Source organism: Agarivorans litoreus, from assembly GCF_019649015.1.
Lineage (GTDB): Bacteria > Pseudomonadota > Gammaproteobacteria > Enterobacterales > Celerinatantimonadaceae > Agarivorans > Agarivorans litoreus.
Genome location: NZ_BLPI01000001.1, coordinates 545002 through 562875, shown reverse-complemented (window position 1 = coordinate 562875; position 17874 = coordinate 545002). Strand labels below are relative to the sequence as shown.

19 protein-coding genes and 5 tRNA genes are annotated in these 17874 nt (G+C 43.8%); 15 read left to right on the top strand and 9 right to left on the bottom strand.

The features are described from left to right. Positions 1–138: 138 nt before the first annotated feature. The 5 genes from rnm to rluB are packed head-to-tail and all read left to right on the top strand — an operon-like array spanning position 139 to position 3874. On the top strand, positions 139–981 hold the full coding sequence (rnm, locus tag K5L93_RS02575; protein ID WP_220718346.1) for an RNase RNM: 843 nt from the start codon (positions 139–141) through the stop codon (positions 979–981). Positions 982–1004: 23 nt separating this feature from the next. Further along, a complete protein-coding gene (locus K5L93_RS02570; protein ID WP_016400687.1) occupies positions 1005–1625 on the top strand; it encodes an L-threonylcarbamoyladenylate synthase in 621 nt (206 codons plus the stop codon). Beyond that, positions 1625–2443: a segregation and condensation protein A gene (locus K5L93_RS02565; RefSeq protein WP_220718345.1), complete on the top strand. Its 819-nt coding sequence runs from the start codon at positions 1625–1627 to the stop codon at positions 2441–2443. The genes K5L93_RS02570 and K5L93_RS02565 overlap by 1 nt, the downstream gene beginning before the upstream one ends. Next, entirely contained in the window at positions 2436–2987 is a 552-nt protein-coding gene (gene scpB, locus K5L93_RS02560) for an SMC-Scp complex subunit ScpB (protein WP_220718344.1), read from the top strand. Before K5L93_RS02565 ends, scpB begins: the two co-directional genes overlap by 8 nt. A gap of 26 nt (positions 2988–3013) precedes the next feature. After that, complete coding sequence (gene rluB / locus K5L93_RS02555) at positions 3014–3874, top strand: 23S rRNA pseudouridine(2605) synthase RluB (protein WP_220718343.1); 861 nt, start codon at positions 3014–3016, stop codon at positions 3872–3874. Between the two features lie 56 nt (positions 3875–3930). On the opposite strand, the gene K5L93_RS02550 is transcribed toward rluB, so the two are convergent. From K5L93_RS02550 to K5L93_RS02540, 3 genes are all read right to left on the bottom strand, one after another. Further along, on the bottom strand, positions 3931–4527 hold the full coding sequence (locus K5L93_RS02550) for a Yip1 family protein (protein ID WP_016400683.1): 597 nt from the start codon (positions 4525–4527) through the stop codon (positions 3931–3933). Positions 4528–4719: 192 nt separating this feature from the next. Next, a complete protein-coding gene (locus tag K5L93_RS02545) occupies positions 4720–5469 on the bottom strand; it encodes a UDP-2,3-diacylglucosamine diphosphatase (protein ID WP_220718342.1) in 750 nt (249 codons plus the stop codon). Between the two features lie 6 nt (positions 5470–5475). Beyond that, positions 5476–5973: a peptidylprolyl isomerase gene (locus tag K5L93_RS02540; protein ID WP_152786009.1), complete on the bottom strand. Its 498-nt coding sequence runs from the start codon at positions 5971–5973 to the stop codon at positions 5476–5478. Positions 5974–6125: 152 nt separating this feature from the next. Between K5L93_RS02540 and cysS the strand changes: the two genes are divergently transcribed. Beyond that, entirely contained in the window at positions 6126–7505 is a 1380-nt protein-coding gene (cysS, locus tag K5L93_RS02535) for a cysteine--tRNA ligase (RefSeq protein WP_220718341.1), read from the top strand. A 43-nt stretch (positions 7506–7548) separates the two neighbouring features. Here cysS and K5L93_RS02530 read toward each other — a convergent pair whose 3' ends face one another. The 3 genes from K5L93_RS02530 to K5L93_RS02520 form a co-directional block, all read right to left on the bottom strand. Further along, positions 7549–8277 (bottom strand): substrate-binding periplasmic protein, encoded by a 729-nt coding sequence (locus K5L93_RS02530; RefSeq protein WP_220718340.1) that lies wholly within the window; start codon positions 8275–8277, stop codon positions 7549–7551. Between the two features lie 98 nt (positions 8278–8375). Continuing rightward, the gene (gene folD, locus K5L93_RS02525; protein ID WP_220718339.1) at positions 8376–9233 is read right to left on the bottom strand and encodes a bifunctional methylenetetrahydrofolate dehydrogenase/methenyltetrahydrofolate cyclohydrolase FolD; all 858 of its coding nucleotides are present in this window, start codon (positions 9231–9233) and stop codon (positions 8376–8378) included. Positions 9234–9410: 177 nt separating this feature from the next. Further along, entirely contained in the window at positions 9411–11075 is a 1665-nt protein-coding gene (locus K5L93_RS02520) for a putative transporter (protein WP_220718338.1), read from the bottom strand. Between the two features lie 418 nt (positions 11076–11493). Between K5L93_RS02520 and K5L93_RS02515 the strand changes: the two genes are divergently transcribed. The 6 genes from K5L93_RS02515 to K5L93_RS02490 all read left to right on the top strand — a co-directional run bounded on the left by K5L93_RS02515 (position 11494) and on the right by K5L93_RS02490 (position 12495). Then, positions 11494–11570: transfer RNA gene (locus K5L93_RS02515), tRNA-Pro, on the top strand. Between the two features lie 47 nt (positions 11571–11617). Then, positions 11618–11694 (top strand) — tRNA-Arg (locus K5L93_RS02510). Positions 11695–11725: 31 nt separating this feature from the next. Next, a tRNA-His gene (locus tag K5L93_RS02505) sits at positions 11726–11801 on the top strand. Between the two features lie 43 nt (positions 11802–11844). Then, positions 11845–11929: transfer RNA gene (locus K5L93_RS02500), tRNA-Leu, on the top strand. A 138-nt stretch (positions 11930–12067) separates the two neighbouring features. Next, positions 12068–12144: transfer RNA gene (locus K5L93_RS02495), tRNA-Pro, on the top strand. Between the two features lie 153 nt (positions 12145–12297). Beyond that, complete coding sequence (locus K5L93_RS02490; RefSeq protein WP_220718337.1) at positions 12298–12495, top strand: hypothetical protein; 198 nt, start codon at positions 12298–12300, stop codon at positions 12493–12495. Positions 12496–12539: 44 nt separating this feature from the next. Here the strand turns inward: K5L93_RS02490 and K5L93_RS02485 are convergent, their stop codons facing one another. Then, positions 12540–13046: a type II secretion system protein gene (locus tag K5L93_RS02485; protein WP_220718336.1), complete on the bottom strand. Its 507-nt coding sequence runs from the start codon at positions 13044–13046 to the stop codon at positions 12540–12542. Positions 13047–13443: 397 nt separating this feature from the next. Here K5L93_RS02485 and tig point away from each other — a divergent pair, with 397 nt between their 5' ends. The 3 genes from tig to clpX all read left to right on the top strand — a co-directional run bounded on the left by tig (position 13444) and on the right by clpX (position 16852). Beyond that, positions 13444–14745, top strand: a complete 1302-nt coding sequence (gene tig / locus K5L93_RS02480) for a trigger factor (protein ID WP_220718335.1) — start codon at positions 13444–13446, stop codon at positions 14743–14745. Positions 14746–14834: 89 nt separating this feature from the next. Further along, positions 14835–15458, top strand: a complete 624-nt coding sequence (clpP, locus tag K5L93_RS02475; protein ID WP_016400663.1) for an ATP-dependent Clp endopeptidase proteolytic subunit ClpP — start codon at positions 14835–14837, stop codon at positions 15456–15458. 113 nt (positions 15459–15571) lie between these two features. Next, positions 15572–16852, top strand: a complete 1281-nt coding sequence (gene clpX / locus K5L93_RS02470; protein WP_220718334.1) for an ATP-dependent protease ATP-binding subunit ClpX — start codon at positions 15572–15574, stop codon at positions 16850–16852. Between the two features lie 55 nt (positions 16853–16907). Here clpX and K5L93_RS02465 read toward each other — a convergent pair whose 3' ends face one another. Both K5L93_RS02465 and K5L93_RS02460 read right to left on the bottom strand, forming a co-directional pair. After that, the gene (locus K5L93_RS02465) at positions 16908–17513 is read right to left on the bottom strand and encodes a DUF938 domain-containing protein (RefSeq protein WP_220718333.1); all 606 of its coding nucleotides are present in this window, start codon (positions 17511–17513) and stop codon (positions 16908–16910) included. Continuing rightward, positions 17503–17868 (bottom strand): Na+/H+ antiporter subunit G, encoded by a 366-nt coding sequence (locus K5L93_RS02460; protein ID WP_220718332.1) that lies wholly within the window; start codon positions 17866–17868, stop codon positions 17503–17505. Before K5L93_RS02460 ends, K5L93_RS02465 begins: the two co-directional genes overlap by 11 nt. Between the last annotated feature and the right edge of the window lie 6 nt (positions 17869–17874).

The window sequence follows — 17874 nt, the reverse complement described above, 5'->3', positions numbered from 1 at the left end:
ACCCGTTTATTTCGGAGTGCGCCACCACCAAGATTTGTTGGTAAGAAGAAAAGTTGTCATGCTTATTCCTAGTCATTTTGATAGACTAAGTTAACTGTAAATGACATCACCAAGTCAAGAAAAAATTTAGGAAATTTAATGCGATTTGATTTGCATTGCCATACTACTGCCTCGGATGGTGGCTTAAGCCCAACTGAAATAGTAATGCGTGCCGAAAACATGCAAGTTGACGTATTGGCTATTACCGACCACGACACCACCGCGGGCATTGCAGAAGCAAAAGCTAATGCGAAGCATGTGCAAATTATCACTGGTACCGAAATCTCTACTGCTTGGCATGCTTTTGATATTCATATTGTAGGCTTGAATATCGATGTGACGTCTACAGAATTACAAAGGCACTTGGCTGAGCAACGAGACAAGCGAGAAGTTCGCGCTCAAGAAATGAGCCGCCGTTTAGCAAAAGCCGGTATCCATGATGTGTACAGTGATGCGAAACAATTGGCGGGCAATGCCCCGATTACCCGTTCTCACTTTGCTAAGGTATTGGTGGAACGTGGTATAGCAGCTAACTTTAATAAAGTATTTGATAAGTATTTAAGCCGTGGCAATACCGGTTATGTGCCTAATAATTGGATGAGCATGGGCGATGCAATAGAGGTTATTCACCAAGCTGGCGGCGTTGCTGTATTGGCTCACCCAACTCATTATGATTTGTCGAATAAATGGGTGCGTAAGTTGTTGGCCGAGTTTGCCGAATTGGGCGGCGACGGCGTAGAAGTGGCAATGCCGCAAATGTCTAAAGACCAATTACTGTGGCTAGCCGATTTAGCCGAACAAAATGGATTACGTGCTTCTCAAGGCTCTGATTTTCATCATCCCTCTCCTTGGCGTGAATTAGGTAGAGGCTTACAATTACCAGAAAAGTGCCAAGCTATTTGGCAGTTGTGGCCTGGCTTCTCTCCTGAATCCAATCGCTAGGCCCATTAATCGCAGGGACAGTTATGAGTCAGTTTTTCTATGTACACCCCGACAATCCTCAACAGCGCTTGATGAATCAAGCGGCTAATCATATTCAGCAGGGCGGGGTGGTGATCTACCCAACCGATTCAGGTTATGCCATTGGTTGCCATATTGGTGATAAAGCCGCATTAGAGCGGATTTGCCGTATTCGTCAGTTAGATAAAAACCACCATTTTACTTTGATGTGTCGCGATTTATCCGAGCTCTCTGAGTACGCGAGAGTGGGTAACCAAGCTTATCGCTTGTTACGCAACAATACTCCAGGACCGTATACTTTTATCTTTAAAGGTACCAAGGAAGTGCCGCGTCGCTTACTTAACCCTAAACGAAAAACCATTGGTATTCGTGTCCCCGACAACAAAATTGCATTAGCCATGCTGGAAGCTCTTGGAGAGCCACTAATGTCATCGAGCTTAATTTTGCCGGGCAATGACTACACCGAATCTGATCCTGAACAAATACGCGACCTGTTGGAACACCAAGTAGACTTAATTGTTAACGGTGGCTATTTAGGCGAGCAGCCTACTACTGTTATTGATCTTTCAGAAGATGAGCCAGAGATATTGCGCAGTGGCTCCGGTGATACGAGCCCATTTGAATAATGTCTGAACAGGCTTCTCCTACTCAGCAATTAACCCTAGCCAGCGTAAATGGTGAGCCTTGGCTAGACATGCCGGAGGATTTGTTTATTCCGCCGGATGCCATGGAAGTGATTCTGGAGCAGTTTGAGGGGCCTTTGGATTTATTGTTGTATTTAATCCGTAAGCAGAAGTTGGATATTGAGCACTTACCAGTATTAGCCATCACCCAGCAATATATGGAATATATTGAAGCAATGCGAATGCTCAAATTAGAGCTCGCGGCAGAGTATTTGGTAATGGCAGCGCTGTTAACCGAAATTAAATCGCGCAGCTTGCTACCAGTACAAGAGCACGAACAAGTTGAGGAAGATCCAAGGGCTGAGCTTATTCGGCGTCTTCAAGAGTATGAGTTATATAAAGACGCCACCGAAAAAGTAGATAGTTTACCAAGACAGCAACGAGATACTTACACGGCTACCATCGACCGCCCTCAAGATATGCCAATTAATGTTATTTACCCAGAAGTGACGATGGATGAGTTAATTCAAGCTATGCGGGGTATTGCCCAACGAGTGGCTAACTTTGAACATCATGAAATTAAGCGTGAAAAACTGTCTACTCGACAAAGGATGAGCGATATATTGGCCAAGTTACAACAACACCAGTTTGTCGAATTTAGTCAGTTGTTTTCCTTATCTGAAGGTCGTAGCGGTTTAGTGGTAAGTTTTTTGGCAATACTTGAGTTAGTGAAAGAAGGTTATATCAAGTGTGTGCAAAGTCAGCCTCTGCAGCCTATTCAAGTATTATTGGTTGATACGGAGATCTCTGAGCATGGCTAAACCTAATCTAGTTAAGTTAGTTGAAGCCGCTTTATTTGTCGCTGGTAGACCGCTTAGCGTGAAAGAACTGCAAGCCACGGTGTTGGCAGATATAGGATTAGCTAAAGCACAAGTGAATATGGTGCTTGAAGAGTTGTCGTTGCGTTATCAAGATTCGGGTATTGAGTTGGCCGAAACCGCATCTGGGTTTCAATTTAGAGCGCGCCAAGAATATGCGCCACAATTAGCCCACTTATGGGCTGAAAAAGCCCCGAAATTTAGCCGAGCAATGTTAGAAACACTCACTTTAATTGCTTATCGCCAGCCGATTACTCGCGGAGAGATTGAAGCGATTAGGGGAGTGGCAGTGAGCAGCCATATTATAAGTGTATTGAAAGAGCGCAATTGGATCCGCAGTGTTGGACATAAAGAAATTCCCGGCCGTCCTACCTTATTTGCAACTACAACAAGCTTCTTAGATTACTTTGGTTTGAAAGATCTGGCCGATTTGCCAGAATTAGATCAATCTTTACTTGAAAAACTGCCGCAAGACTTTCAGACTTAGCGCACTTTACCACCCGGATAAGAAATATGAGTGAAAAACTTCAAAAAGTCCTGGCCCGCAGCGGTTTAGGCTCACGTCGTGAGATGGAAGCTGTAATTGACGCAGGGAGAGTAAGCGTAGATGGGAGTATTGCCACCTTAGGCGATCGCATCGAAGAAGGGGTTGAAGTAAGGGTGGATGGCCGCATCATCGATATTCAAAAAGTCGAAGATACCATTTGTCGTGTATTGGCTTACCATAAGTCGGAAGGTGAAATCTGTTCTCGCAATGACCCAGAAGGACGAGAAACCGTATTTGACCGTTTACCTCGTTTGCAACATGGTCGCTGGATAGCGGTAGGTCGATTAGATATCAATACCTCAGGTTTATTGTTATTTACTACTGATGGCGAGTTGGCCAACCGTTTAATGCATCCAAGTTTCGAAGTTGAGCGCGAATACGCGGTACGGGTATTTGGTGATGTAGATGACGAAGTCATTCGTAACTTACGCACCGGTGTTGAATTGGAAGATGGCCGTGCTGCATTTACCACGGTTAAGCGCCAAGGCGGCGAGGGTATTAATCAGTGGTACTCCGTGACACTAAGCGAGGGTCGTAATCGTGAAGTGCGCAGAATGTGGGAATCACAAGGCATGCAGGTGAGCCGTTTGATTCGGGTTCGTTATGGGCTTATTCCTTTACCTAAAGGTTTACCGCGCAGCGGCTGGCAAGAAATGCCCTTAGATCAGGTAAACTACTTGCGTAAGTTAGTGCAGCTAAATAAAGAAGAGAATACGATTATCAAGGTGGAGGATCGCGTTCGCAGTGCCCAGCGTATTCGCAAATCGGTGCGTAAACACCGTTCTCGCACGCAAAGCCAAGCGGCAAAAAGAAGACGTTTAAAATAGCCCTTTAGCCAATAAAAAGCTCGCTTAGTTGCGAGCTTTTTTGTTGTGGCCTTGCGTCAGTTCGCAAAGATGGGGCCTGCGCCGCTAGACCATAAAATAACAGTTGAGATGAGCACAGTCACCAACATCACCAAGCCTACAGTAACTAGACTACTGGCAAAGATGAAGCCTCGCTCTTCTGGGATGTGCATAATGATCGGCACACCCGTGTACAGCAAATATACGGCGTAAGTGACGCCAACTAAGCCGGCAACCATAACAAACCAAGGTTCTGGATAAAGCGCGGCAAAACCTACCATATATATTGGCGTGGCTACGTAAGCAGATAGCTCAAGTGTTTGCTGATAGGTAGTATCGGTATTAAAGGTTTTTGCCATCCATAGCGCCGCATAAGCTAAACACAACACTACGGTAACCATGGCTGCATACATTGCCACAGACATGAAGATGGCACTGTCGCTGGTTAAAGAGAAACTATTTGCTCCAACCTTCCAACCAATATGCACGGTAGAAAAGTAACCACAAATGGCAGGAATAAGTGCCATAAGTAATAAGTGCGACAAGCTCGCTCCTATCCCTTCGTGGTGCTTGTCAATGTCTTGCCATTCTTCTTTTGTATGTGAAGCTAGTCCCCAAACATGACTAAATAACATAGGCGCGTCCTCGCTAAAATTAACATTAATGCAACATTAATGATTAAGTTATGCGCGATGTCTATGAAATCGTCAAGTAGTTTATTAATTAAACGATTCTGCTGAGGGTTTGGGTAAGAGTAGAGTATTCAAGTGCTTGGCTTGGTTTATTAACAATTTACCTAAGCAAAGTACTAGTACTTAATGTTTAAATTATTGACCAAGCTCAAGCTTCTGTAGCTGGCCTTTAGCGCTAAGTTCTAAACCGTTTCGATCAATTTTTAATACACTCATTTGTTGGTACCAATCTCCAAGTACTACCCGATACTTGGTTGCATTATTGGTTTGCTTAATAGAGTGGATATCTGGTCGGTGGGTATGACCGTGGATCATGTAGTCAATAGCCTGGTCTTCAAAGCGTTGTTCAACGGCTTGTTGGTTAACATCCATAATGCCAAGCGATTTGCTGGTATTGGCTTGTTTACTTTTACTACGGATCTTGTTGGCAATTTTTTGCCGAACAAATAGAGGCAGCAATAAGAATAAGCGCCTAAGCCAAAGCTTTTGAGTTACCTCGCGGTACTCTTGATAACCTACATCGTCAGTGCATAAGGTATCGCCATGCAAAATTAAGACTTTATGACCGTAAAGATCTACCAATTTTTCTTCTTCAAGCAAGGTCATGCCGCAGCGTTTTGCGTAAGCCTTGCCTACCATAAAGTCTCGGTTGCCATGAATAAAGTAACTTGGCACACCCTTATCAGATAAAGCTTTTAATGCTTGCTCTACTTGCTTGGCCACCGGTGTTTTATCGTCATCACCAATCCAAAACTCGAATAAATCGCCCAAAATATAGAGGGCATCGGCCTTAGGGGCTTGTTGCTGCAAAAAGTCGAGAAAGGCCTGAATAATGTCAGGCCGATCTTCACTTAGATGTAAATCTGAAATGAAATAGGTGTGCACGTAAGCTTATTCCGCAACACTTACAGAAGTGATTAGTACTTCTTCTAGTGGAACGTCTGAGTGAACGTAACCAAAGTTACCAGTGTCTACGCCTTTGATTTTGTTAACTACATCCATGCCTTCAACCACTTCACCAAATACGCAGTAACCCCAGCCTTCGGTGGTCTCTGCTTTAAAGTCTAGGAAGGTGTTGTCATTCACGTTAATGAAAAACTGGGCAGATGCTGAGTGAGGATCCATGGTGCGAGCCATTGCCAAGGTGCCAGTTTTGTTAGATAAACCGTTGTTCGCCTCGTTTTTAATTGGCGCTTTGGTTTCTTTTTCTTCCATGCCAGATGCAAAGCCACCGCCTTGAACCATAAAGCCATCAATTACGCGGTGGAAGATAGTGTCGTTGTAAAAACCGTCTTTTGCATAAGCAAGGAAGTTAGCCGCTGTTTCAGGCGCTTCAGCGGTGTTTAGTTTAACCACGATGTCGCCAAAATTTGTATGTAAAGTAACCATTGTTTCACCCTTTTTTGGTAAGTGCACCGATTCTAAACTTTCCCATGTCTACTGACTAGTCACAGCGCTTAATTCGGCTGTTTTTCCTCAGGCGCAGTGTTAGAATAGCCAACCTTAGCAATAGTCAGTAAATGGAACAGGAAACCAATTAGATGTTACAGATATACAATACTTTAACCCGCAAGAAACAAGCGTTTAAGCCCTTAGTAGAAGGGAAAGTGGGTATGTATGTTTGTGGAGTTACCATTTACGACTATTGTCACATTGGCCACGCGCGTACGTTTGTTGCTTTTGATACGGTTGCTCGCTACTTACGTTGGTCGGGTTACGAGCTTAATTTTGTTCGCAACATTACCGACGTAGACGACAAAATTATCAAACGAGCTGCCGAAAACGGCGAAAGCTGCGATGCCTTAACCGAGCGTTTTACTAAAGCAATGCATGCTGACTTTGATGCACTGAATATGCTGCGCCCAGATATTGAGCCTCGGGTAACAACGCATATGCCAGAAATCATTGAGGTGATAGAAAAGCTAATTGCTAATGGCCACGCCTATGTTGCCGATAGCGGCGATGTACTGTTTGAAGTGAGCACCTTCGCTGATTACGGCAAGCTGAGCTTACAAAACTTAGAAATGCTACAAGCAGGAGCGCGAGTAGAAGTAGAAGAAGACAAGCGTAATCCTCTTGATTTTGTGTTGTGGAAAAGTGCCAAACCTGGTGAGCCTATGTGGGATTCGCCATGGGGTAAAGGCCGCCCTGGCTGGCACATTGAATGTTCTGCGATGAATATGAAGCATTTAGGTGATGTATTTGATATTCATGGTGGTGGTTCAGATTTAGCTTTCCCACACCATGAAAACGAAATTGCTCAATCTTGCTGCGCCCATAAAACCAATTACGTGAACTACTGGATGCACTCTGGCATGGTTCAAGTAAACAAAGAGAAAATGTCTAAGTCTTTAGGTAACTTCTTCACCATCAAAGATGTGTTAGAAGTGTATGATCCTGAAACAGTGCGTTACTTCTTATTGTCAGGCCATTACCGCAGCCAGTTAAATTACTCTGAAGACAACTTAAAGCAATCTCGCTCGGCACTTGAGCGTTTGTATACTGCCTTGCGTGGTATTGAGCTGGTGGCTGTAGACGAACAAGTAGCAGCTGCTTATCGCGAACCGTTTAAGGCTGCGATGGATGATGATTTTAATACGCCAGAAGCCTTGCCTGTTTTATTCGAGTTAGCCAAAGAAATTAACCGGGTTAAAGAAAGCAATGCAATGTTAGCCGGCCAGTATGCTAGCTTGTTGATAGAACTTAGCGCGGTGCTTGGCATTTTGACTCAAAATGTCGAAACCTTTTTGCAAGGTGAGCACGATAGTGAAGTGGCTGAGATTGAGGCTTTGATTGCTGCGCGTAATCAAGCACGAGCCGATAAAGATTGGGCTGCAGCAGACATTGCGCGTAATCGCTTAACCGAAATGGGTATTGTGTTGGAAGACGGTGCGGCTGGTACAACTTGGCGTAAAGCCTAAGCAAGGCTTACAGATAACAAAAAGGCAGCTTAGGCTGCCTTTTTTACATATCGTATTTCTTTAATAAGCTTTGATACTGCTCGCCAGAGGTGACTTTACTTAGTGCGGTTCTAAAGCGTTGTAAATAATCAGGGTCAGTCCCTTGGCTAAAGGCATAACAGCCCTCTAACTTACCTAGTTGATAGACAGATTCAAATAGCTCACTTTCAAATCCCAAGGCTTTAGCCGTTTGCTCGATCACTTCGGGTTCAGATGCGATTACATCAACACGCTCGCGCTTTAACATGCGCAAGGCTTTTTCTAAATCTTCGGTAAGTGATATTTGCTCAAACTCAACACCTTTATATAACAAGAGCTGTTCGCCAACACCGGCCTTCATGGCACCAAAGAGAAGTTTTGAATTTGGCCCAATATGGTCAATCTTAATAGCCCTGGATTTTAAAGCAATAAGCTTAATATTGGAGGTAGTTATTGGACAAGCCCAGTTAAACATGTCTTCTCTGCGGGGGCTTCGCATGGTAAGAAACAAAGCCATATTGGGTCGATGTTGTAGTAAGTAGTAGGCTTTTTCCCAAGTTTGCACTTTAATAGGTTGAGGATCTTCGCCCATTTCTTTCCACACTAAACGCAGCAGTTCTACAGAGATACCGGTGAGGTGCGCATTTTCTACGTAGTTAAAAGGGCGTAGGTTTTCTGTTACAAAGCTAATGCTTTCTGCACGAGCGGCAAAAGGTAATGTTAAATATAGCAATAGTAAGTAACGGCGGAGCATAAGTAATCCTAATCTAGTCCCTTTGTTAAAATTAGCTTACTTTTGATTAAGTTGCAGTGAAAATGGCGAATACTTGATCTTAGTATTCGCCCAGACGACTATTTGTCGTGGAACTCTTCACAGGCTTCTAAGGTGTTTTGAATAAGTGTTGCAACTGTCATTGGGCCAACACCACCTGGTACAGGTGTAATAAACGCGGCATTTTGACGAGCAACTTCATATTCAACATCGCCGGCTAGTTTGCCGTTGTCTAAGCGGTTAATGCCTACATCGATCACCATTGCGCCTGGTTTAATCCATTCGCCAGGAATAAATTGTGGTTTACCTACAGCCACAACTACTAAGTCGGCGCGACGCACATGCGCTTCTAAATCTTTAGTAAAACGGTGACAAGTGGTAGTGGTGCAGCCTGCTAGTAATAACTCTAAGGTCATTGGTCGGCCAACAATGTTTGAGGCACCTACAACCACGGCTTCTAGGCCGTAAGGGCTTACTCCCGTTGATTCAATAAGGGTAATAATGCCTTTAGGAGTACATGGGCGCAGTGCTGGAATACGCTGGGCCAAGCGACCAATGTTATACGGGTGAAAACCATCTACGTCTTTGTCTGGGCGAATGCGCTCAATAATTTTGGTTTCATCGATACCTTCTGGTAAAGGCAATTGTACTAAGATCCCATCAATGAGTGGGTCGTTATTCAATTTATCAATCTCAGCCAATAGTGTTTGTTCATCGGTGTTGTCATCTAAGTCGATAGACTTAGATATAAAACCAACGGCTTCACATACACGGCGTTTACTGCCTACATAAACTTGAGAGGCTGGGTTATCGCCTACTAAAATCACGGCTAAACCTGGCGCACGTTTCCCTTCAGCGACTCTTTGCTTAACACGCTCAGCAACTTGATCTTGAACTTGTTGAGCGATTTTTTTTCCATCAATTATTTGTGCAGTCATTGATTCTTCTTTAACGAGTGATTGACCATGCTAGAGGGCGCTATTTTGGCATGATAGGCGAATAAATGTCAGATCTTTTTTTTAGCAAAAAGGGTGGTTTTAAAAAGAAAATGAGTGAAATAGTGAAATTTATAAGGAGGATAAAGAAAAAGCCTGCTTGCGCAGGCCTTTATATAACTAAGCTGCAACCCACAGTAAAACAGCGATCACTTGCGGTGACAAAATCCTTAAACACATCACCAAGGGGTAAACTGTCGCGTAAGCTAATGCGGGGGCTCCGTTGGCACTGTGAATAGAGTTGGCAAAGGCGAGGGCTGGTGGATCGGTCATTGAGCCTGCCATTAAACCGCATAGACTTAGGTAATTCACTTTTAGAACGTAACGCCCAATAAAACCAATAATGAGCAGAGGGATAAGAGTAATAAAGGCTCCATAGAACATCCAGCTAAGGCCATCGCCTTCGACTAAAGTTTCAATGAAGTTAGCACCCGAGTTAATACCTACAACCGCCAGGAATAGCACAATCCCTATCTCTCTAAGTGCTAAGTTAGCGCTTGGTGGCATAAACCAATAAAGGCGGCCAATGCTGCCTATTCTAGCAAGAATAATTGCTACAATAAGTGGGCCTCCAGCTAAGCCAAGCTTAAGCGGAGCAGGTAAACTTGGAATAGCTAACGGCAGAGAACCAAGTAAAACACCTAAGCCAATACCAATGAAAATAGGCAGCATTTGCACATGCTGTAACTTGCTACGCACGTTGCCTAAGCTTTTAGCTACTTTTTCAATGTCTTGGCTAGGGCCCACGATATTAAGAATATCGCCAAACTGTAAAATGGTGTCTTTGTTTGCAACCAGCTCAACACCGGCGCGGTTTAGGCGCGAGATAATTACGTCAAAGCTATGCTTTAAATCTAACTCACTGAGTTTCTTACCTAAGATACGCTCTTCGGTAACTACGACTCGTTCACTGCGAAGTAAGGTACCTTTTGTAGAAAGAGACTCATTGATCTCTTGGCCAATAATTAAAGTGGCTTGGTCTAGTTTATTGCGGTTAGGCCCAACCAAGTGCAGGTAGTCGCCTAAATGCATTAACATATCGGCACTGGGTACTTTTAGCTCTCCATCAGATTTTACCCTAGAGCAAATTACGTCTTCACCGATTAATTTGCTTAGCTCAGAAAAAGCTATACCATTTAGGTTGGGGTTTTCAACAATAACGTTGATATCGATTAAGCTCTGCTTGTTCTTGCCCTTGGTGCTGTCAAAGTCTTCTGCTTCCTGTTCAATGTTAATTCGAAAGGTTAGGCGAATAATCCACATAGTAAGCAATATGCCCAAAATACCAAAAGGGTAGGCCATGGCGTAACCTAAACCGAGTACGGTGGTTTCTTCGGTAGCCATACCAAGTTCTTGCAGAATTTGCTGACCTGCTGCTAGGGAAGGAGTATTAGTAACCGCACCACTGTAGATGCCTAAAAAGACGTTTAAAGGCAGATCGAAAATGAAATGAAGTGCAACAGCAGTCACGCCACCTAGTACTACTATGCCCACGGCTAGCAGGTTAAGTCGTAAGCCGCTTGCTTTAAGTGAGGCAAAAAAACCAGGACCGACTTGGATACCGATGGTGTAAACAAACAGGATAAGGCCAAACTCTTTAATAAAATGTAGTGCGTGAGGGTCAAGGTGCCAGCCAAACTGTTTGATGAAGTGACCAACAAACAGGCCTCCAAACAATACGCCGCCAATACCCAAGCCAACACCACGAACCTTTATTCCACCAAACCATAGCCCTATAACAGCCACCGCTGATAGCACTAAGATGGATAACGCAACTTCACTCATGAGATTCCATTCCAATCGTAAAAAACATTTTGTGTTTAAATAACCAGCACGAGACTACTACTTTAGTCGTAGTTAACTATTGATTTGGATTAATAAATAACAATGATCTAAATAAACAGTGCCAACGTAAAAAATGTGGAAGTGAAAGCTTGTTGATTGGCACATGGCGTTTGTTTGCTGATAAATAGCGCTAGATATTGTTGAAATTCATCCATTTTGGCTATGCTGTAACCAATCGGTAAATATCAGTAAAAAACTGTTTGACGCTGACCAATCAAGTGGGTAGTATTCGCCTCCGTTGAAGGGCACAAACAGTGCTTAAAACGAATCGGTGATTAGCGCAGTTTGATAGCGCATCGTCGCGAAGCTCACTAAGAGCGGGACCAGAGGGTATAGCCTTCTAAAATATCAAAGCAATCGGTGATTAGCGCAGCTTGGTAGCGCATCTGGTTTGGGACCAGAGGGTCGGGAGTTCGAATCTCTCATCACCGACCAAATTTTTAAAGCCTTGAGTTTACTCTGGGTTGTTTGACGCTAAAGATGCGCCCTTAGCTCATCTGGATAGAGCAACGGCCTTCTAAGCCGTAGGTAGTAGGTTCGAGTCCTACAGGGTGCGCCAAATACATGCTCTAGTAGCATAAAAGTTTGTGGTGGGTATAGCTCAGTTGGTAGAGCCCCGGATTGTGATTCCGGTTGTCGTGGGTTCAAATCCCATTACTCACCCCATTATTCGACTACATTGCCATAGCAATGTTGCGAAAATAGTTTTGCGGAAGTGGCGGAATTGGTAGACGCGCTAGATTTAGGTTCTAGTATCGCAAGGTGTGAGAGTTCAAGTCTCTCCTTCCGCACCATTATTGGTGTAAGCGTGGGTAACGCTAAAAAAATACCACAAATGTTTTCGGTGATTAGCGCAGCTTGGTAGCGCATCGTCGCGAAGCTCATAAAGAGCGGGACCAGAGAAGGTCTGGTAAACATACCAAGTCAAATTTCGGTGATTAGCGCAGCTTGGTAGCGCATCTGGTTTGGGACCAGAGGGTCGGGAGTTCGAATCTCTCATCACCGACCACTACATAAAGCCTCGTCAGTAATGACGGGGCTTTTTTGTATCTGTACTTTGCGAAGAAGAGGGCTCAGGTTTAGAGTCAGGTGTTCGCTTTTAAGTTTTGCTCATATTGTAGTACCTGCTTACTTCTGGGATAGCAACAAAGTAGAGCTTCATTTGTTCGACAAGCGCCCAGAGCTATTAGAGCTGCCGTACTTAGCCAGCGGTTTCGAATATCAAGCAAGTGAGGTGATGAGCTGCATTCGTCAGGGGATGTTGCAAAGCCAATTAAATACTTGGCAAGACACCCTAGGCACCCAGCGAGTAATGGATGAAATCTTAGCCCAAGTAGGCGTTAGTTACCCATTTCTTTAGTTGGTCATGAATGCATTTAGCATAAGCCCCGCCTTAGGGGCTTTTTAGCAACCATCGTCGACAAGTTCGTATTGTGGTGGTGTGGTTGCGTTGCTAGCTTGGGTATATTGAAAATAGCAGTTGTCGTCGGTTACTTGGCCATTGCCGTTTCTGTCGTAACCCAAATAAGTAAAAGCGATGCCTTGCTCTTGTAAAACAAAGACATCGTCAATATCGATGCGTTTAGTAATGTCGGTATTATCCAGGTAACGCCATTTTAATCTGACATCAGGGCTATCAGGGTTAAATACATCAAAAATGCCATCTCCATCCATGTCTACGTCGATTAAATCATCGCGATTAGGCACCTGTTGCGACACATAACTTGGCATGTGGGATTTAAGGGTGAGGAGGTCGTTGGCGGCTTTTACACTAACGCTAATCTGTTCAATGGTTTTAACGCGGGCATCGCTTGAAAGGGCTAAAAACTTAGGTGCGGCGGTGATCGCTAGAATACCTAGTACGATAATTACTACAACTAGTTCAATTAAAGTAAAGCCTTGGTTCTTCATTAATCCCTAAACATTTTTACAGCATCCGTTTTCGCAGAAGTATAAAAGTTTGCTTAACGCTTGCCTAGCTTTGTAAAGTCATAGGTTTAATTTTGTGCGGGTGCGCTAATTATAAGCGAGCGTTATATCAACAAGGGCTTGTTTATTTAAGTGGGAGCTTGGAGCTTAATGTAGTGAAATCGCCAAACAGGTATGCGTAGCAGCAAATATTTACCCGATATCTGCGATTATCTAGCAATCAGTCTCGACCTTGGCGAAAACCATGGCTATAATGCGGCGTTTTGAAATTATGGGTCCTTAACTAAGGACAGCTAGTTCGCCAGTGCGAACCGCTAAATTCCCATTGTTTACGTAAGTAAATTGTCAGCAGGGTGCTGACTATAGCCGAGGTAATAAAATGCAGGTTTCAGTAGAAACAACTCAGGGCTTGGAGCGTCGTGTTACGATTTCGATTGACGCTACGCAAATCGAACAGCAAATTGAGCAAGCGCTTAAGCAAGAATCACGTCGTGCTCGCATCGACGGTTTCCGCCCTGGTAAAGTGCCAGTAAGCGTAATCAAGAAACGTTACGGTGCAGCTATTCGCCACGATGTAACTGGTCAAGCAATGCAGCGTTCATTCTACGAAGCTATTATGCAAGAGAAGCTAAACCCAGCAGGTGCTCCAGCACTTCAGCCTGGTGATACTAAAGATGGCGAGTTCAGCTTTAGTGCTACTTTCGAAATCTTCCCAGAAGTAGAAGTTGCTGGTCTAGAGGCAATCGAAGTAGAAAAGAAAATAGCTACTGTTAACGACAAAGACGTTGACAACATGATCGACACGTTGCGTAAGCAGCAAGCTACTTGGAAAGAAACCAAGGGCATGATCAAAAACGAATTCCGCGTAAACCTAGACTTCTTAGGTAAAATCGACGGTGAAGAATTTGAAGGCGGCAAAGCTGAAGGTTTCGACCTAGCTATGGGCGCTGGCCGCATGATTCCTGGTTTTGAAGACGGCATCATGGGTAAGAAAACTGGCGAAGAGTTCACTATTGAAGTTAGCTTCCCAGAAGATTACCACGCAGAGAACCTAAAAGGAAAAGCTGCGACTTTTGATATCAAAATCAACAAAGTTGAGAAGCCTGAACTAGCTGAAGTTAACGAAGAGTTCGTTAAATTGTTCGGTATCGAGTCTGGTGAACTAGACGCACTCAAAGCTGAAATCCGTAAGAACATGGAACGTGAACTTGAGCAAACGCTAAAAGCGGGTGTTAAAGAGCAAGTTTTAGCTGGTCTTATCGAGCAAAACCAAATTGACGTACCAGCTGCTCTAGTTTCTCAAGAAGTTGAGCAACTTCGTAAGCAAGCTATGCAACGTTTTGGCGAAAACGCACAAAACGCGCCAGAGCTTCCAGATGAGTTATTCACTGAACAAGCACAGCGTCGCGTTCGCACTGGTCTTCTACTAGGTGAGTTAATTAAAGTTAACGAACTAGAAGCTGACGATGAGAAAGTTAAAGAGCACATCGCTTCTTTCGCATCAGCTTACGAAGATCCAACTGAAGTTCTTGAGTATTACGCTAAAAACGAAGAGTTGATGAACAACGTTCGTAATGTAGTTCTAGAAGAGCAAGCGATTGAATTTGTGCTTGGGAAAGCAAAAGTGACTGAAAAAGAAGTAGCTTTTGATGAAATTATGAACAAGCAAGGTGCAAACTAAGGTCTAATTTGACTTAGCCACCTTTATCTCGCATATAATGGCTCGTATGTACTACATACGAGCCATTTTTTTTAAGGAAGAGCGCATCAATGTCTAAAGAAGTTAATCAGTCTGCATTCGACCCCATGGCGGCTTTGGTGCCAATGGTTATTGAGCAAACCTCTAAGGGGGAACGCTCTTATGATATTTACTCTCGTCTATTAAAAGACCGAGTTATTTTCTTAACAGGTCAAGTGGAAGACCACATGGCCAACCTAGTGGTTGCTCAGTTGTTGTTTTTAGAATCAGAGAACCCAGAGAAAGACATTTTCATTTACATTAATTCGCCTGGTGGTTCAATTAGCGCTGGTATGGCTATTTATGACACCATGCAGTTTATTAAGCCCAAAATTAGTACCGTGTGCATGGGTATGGCTGCAAGCATGGGCGCATTTTTATTGGCTGGTGGCGCTAAAGGCAAACGTTATTGTTTGCCAAACGCCAAAGTGATGATTCACCAGCCATTAGGCGGTTATCAAGGTCAAGCATCTGACATTGAGATCCACGCCAACGAAATTATTAAAACAAAACGTCGCATGAACGAGTTGTTGGCCGAGCATACTGGTCAAAGTTTTGATACTATCGCTGCAGACACTGATCGCGATAACTATATGACAGCTGAACAGGCTAAAGAATACGGTATTGTCGATGATATCTTTGCGCGTCGTGAATAATTAGTTCCAATTCACGGTCTGTACAGATAGAGCATAGAGAAAATAGCATTCTTCGCGGTTTGATTTACACTGTAGTTAAAAGCGTAGAATGCTACATAGTTTGAGGTTAGCGAATGACAGATAAGCGCAAGGGTGATGGAGATAGCAGTAAGCTGTTGTATTGCTCCTTCTGCGGTAAAAGCCAGCATGAAGTGAGAAAGCTGATTGCCGGTCCCTCCGTCTATATTTGTGACGAATGTGTTGAGTTATGTAACGACATCATTCGAGAAGAAATAAAAGAAATATCGCCGAATAAAAAAGAAGGCAACGCCTTACCGGTTCCCAAGGAAATTAGAGAACACCTTGATGACTACGTAATTGGTCAAGATCACGCCAAGAAAGTATTAGCAGTAGCGGTTTATAACCACTATAAGCGCCTTCGTAACGGTGATGTGGCTGATGGCATTGAGCTTGGTAAGAGTAATATTCTTCTTATTGGCCCAACGGGTAGTGGTAAAACTCTACTGGCGGAAACGCTTGCTCGTTTACTCGACGTACCGTTTACCATGGCTGATGCTACCACCTTAACCGAAGCAGGTTATGTGGGCGAAGATGTTGAAAACATCATCCAGAAGTTACTGCAGAAATGTGACTACGACGTTGATAAAGCGCAACGCGGTATTGTTTACATTGATGAAATTGACAAAATTTCTCGTAAATCAGATAACCCGTCAATTACTCGTGATGTTTCTGGTGAAGGTGTACAGCAAGCCTTACTTAAGTTAATCGAAGGTACTGTTGCTTCTGTTCCTCCTCAAGGCGGACGTAAGCATCCTCAGCAAGAGTTTTTACAGGTTGATACCTCTAAAATCCTATTCATCTGCGGTGGTGCATTTGCAGGCTTAGATAAGGTTATCGAGCAACGAGCTTCTACCGGAACAGGTATTGGTTTCGGGGCTGAAGTGAAGGGCGAAGCGGATAAAAACTCGCTAAGCGAAACCTTCTCTAAAGTTGAGCCAGAAGATCTAGTTAAGTATGGTCTTATTCCTGAGTTTATTGGGCGTTTGCCAGTAGTGGCTACGCTAACAGAGCTTGATGAAGACGCATTAATTCAGATTTTGAGCGAGCCTAAAAATGCCCTTACTAAACAGTACGGTGCTTTGTTCAAGCTTGAAGATGTTGAGCTAGAGTTCCGCGAAGATGCACTTCGAGCTATCGCTCACAAAGCGATGGAGCGTAAAACAGGTGCTCGTGGCTTGCGTTCAATTGTCGAAGCCGTATTGCTTAATACAATGTACGACTTACCATCGATTGATAATATTTCAAAAGTAGTTATCGACCAAACGGTGATTCAAGGTGAGAGTGACCCAATCTTGATTTACAGCAATGAAGATAAAGCTGCTAGCGCAGATTAGTTTGTGCTAGTGCTAGAAAAGCCAGTCGAATGACTGGCTTTTTTGTTTTTGTAAGTTAGACCTTTTGCCAAACTAACAACAGGTTGTTAGCTGGCATAGCTATTGTTTCTTTAAGATGCAAACTATGTTTGGTTGCCCAAGCCTGCAATTGTTCTAAGTCTCGAAGGCCTCCGTAGCCTTGAGCCTGCAGCATCAAATCGAACTCGCGATTACTGTCGCTACTGTATTGGCCTGCTTGCTTAAACGGACCGTAGTGAAACAGTTGTCCTTTAGGTGGTAAATTGTCACCGATGTTCGAATACATTAGCTCTACGAGCTCTTTAGGCATTATGTGTGCGGTATTGGCGGTATATACCGCGTCGCAATCACATGGCCATACATCTTTACCTACTTGATAGTTAAGCGGCGTCGGTTGCTCACTGAGCAGCATGTACTCTTGCCAATATCTAATGGCTGCGTCATTGGTTTGTTGATCAGAGGTCTGCCAACGAAGCTGAGGTAGGGCTTTAGCAAAAAAAGCAGCGTGTTGTCCGGTGCCTGAGCCAATTTCAAGCAGACACCGCGATGATGTTAGCCGAGGGGCGAGCTGCTCTAAGATTACCTGTTTGTTATTGTCGGCGGCGCGATTAAAAAACGCCGCCGGATGTTGATTACTCGTCATTCGGGTTTTGATGCAAATAAGCTTTGTTGGTTAAGTGTTGCTTATGAGTATTGTCCTTAAGCTTCACTTTGTAGTGCAAACCGGCTTTAGCTAGCATGTGCGCTGCAATAGGCGCGGTAATTAGCAAAAACATGGTAATCAGTATTTCTTTTAAATTAACCCTGCCTAACTCAAAGCTAAAGTAAACCATTGAGGCAATCAAAATACAGCCAACACCTAATGTGCTGGCTTTGGTTGGTGCGTGCAAGCGGGTGAAAAAATCTGGCAACTTGGCTAAACCCACTGAGCCAATCAACATAACTACTGCGCCAAGTACAAGCAGAATGCTTACAACAATTTCTAATAAACTGGTCATCTGCTA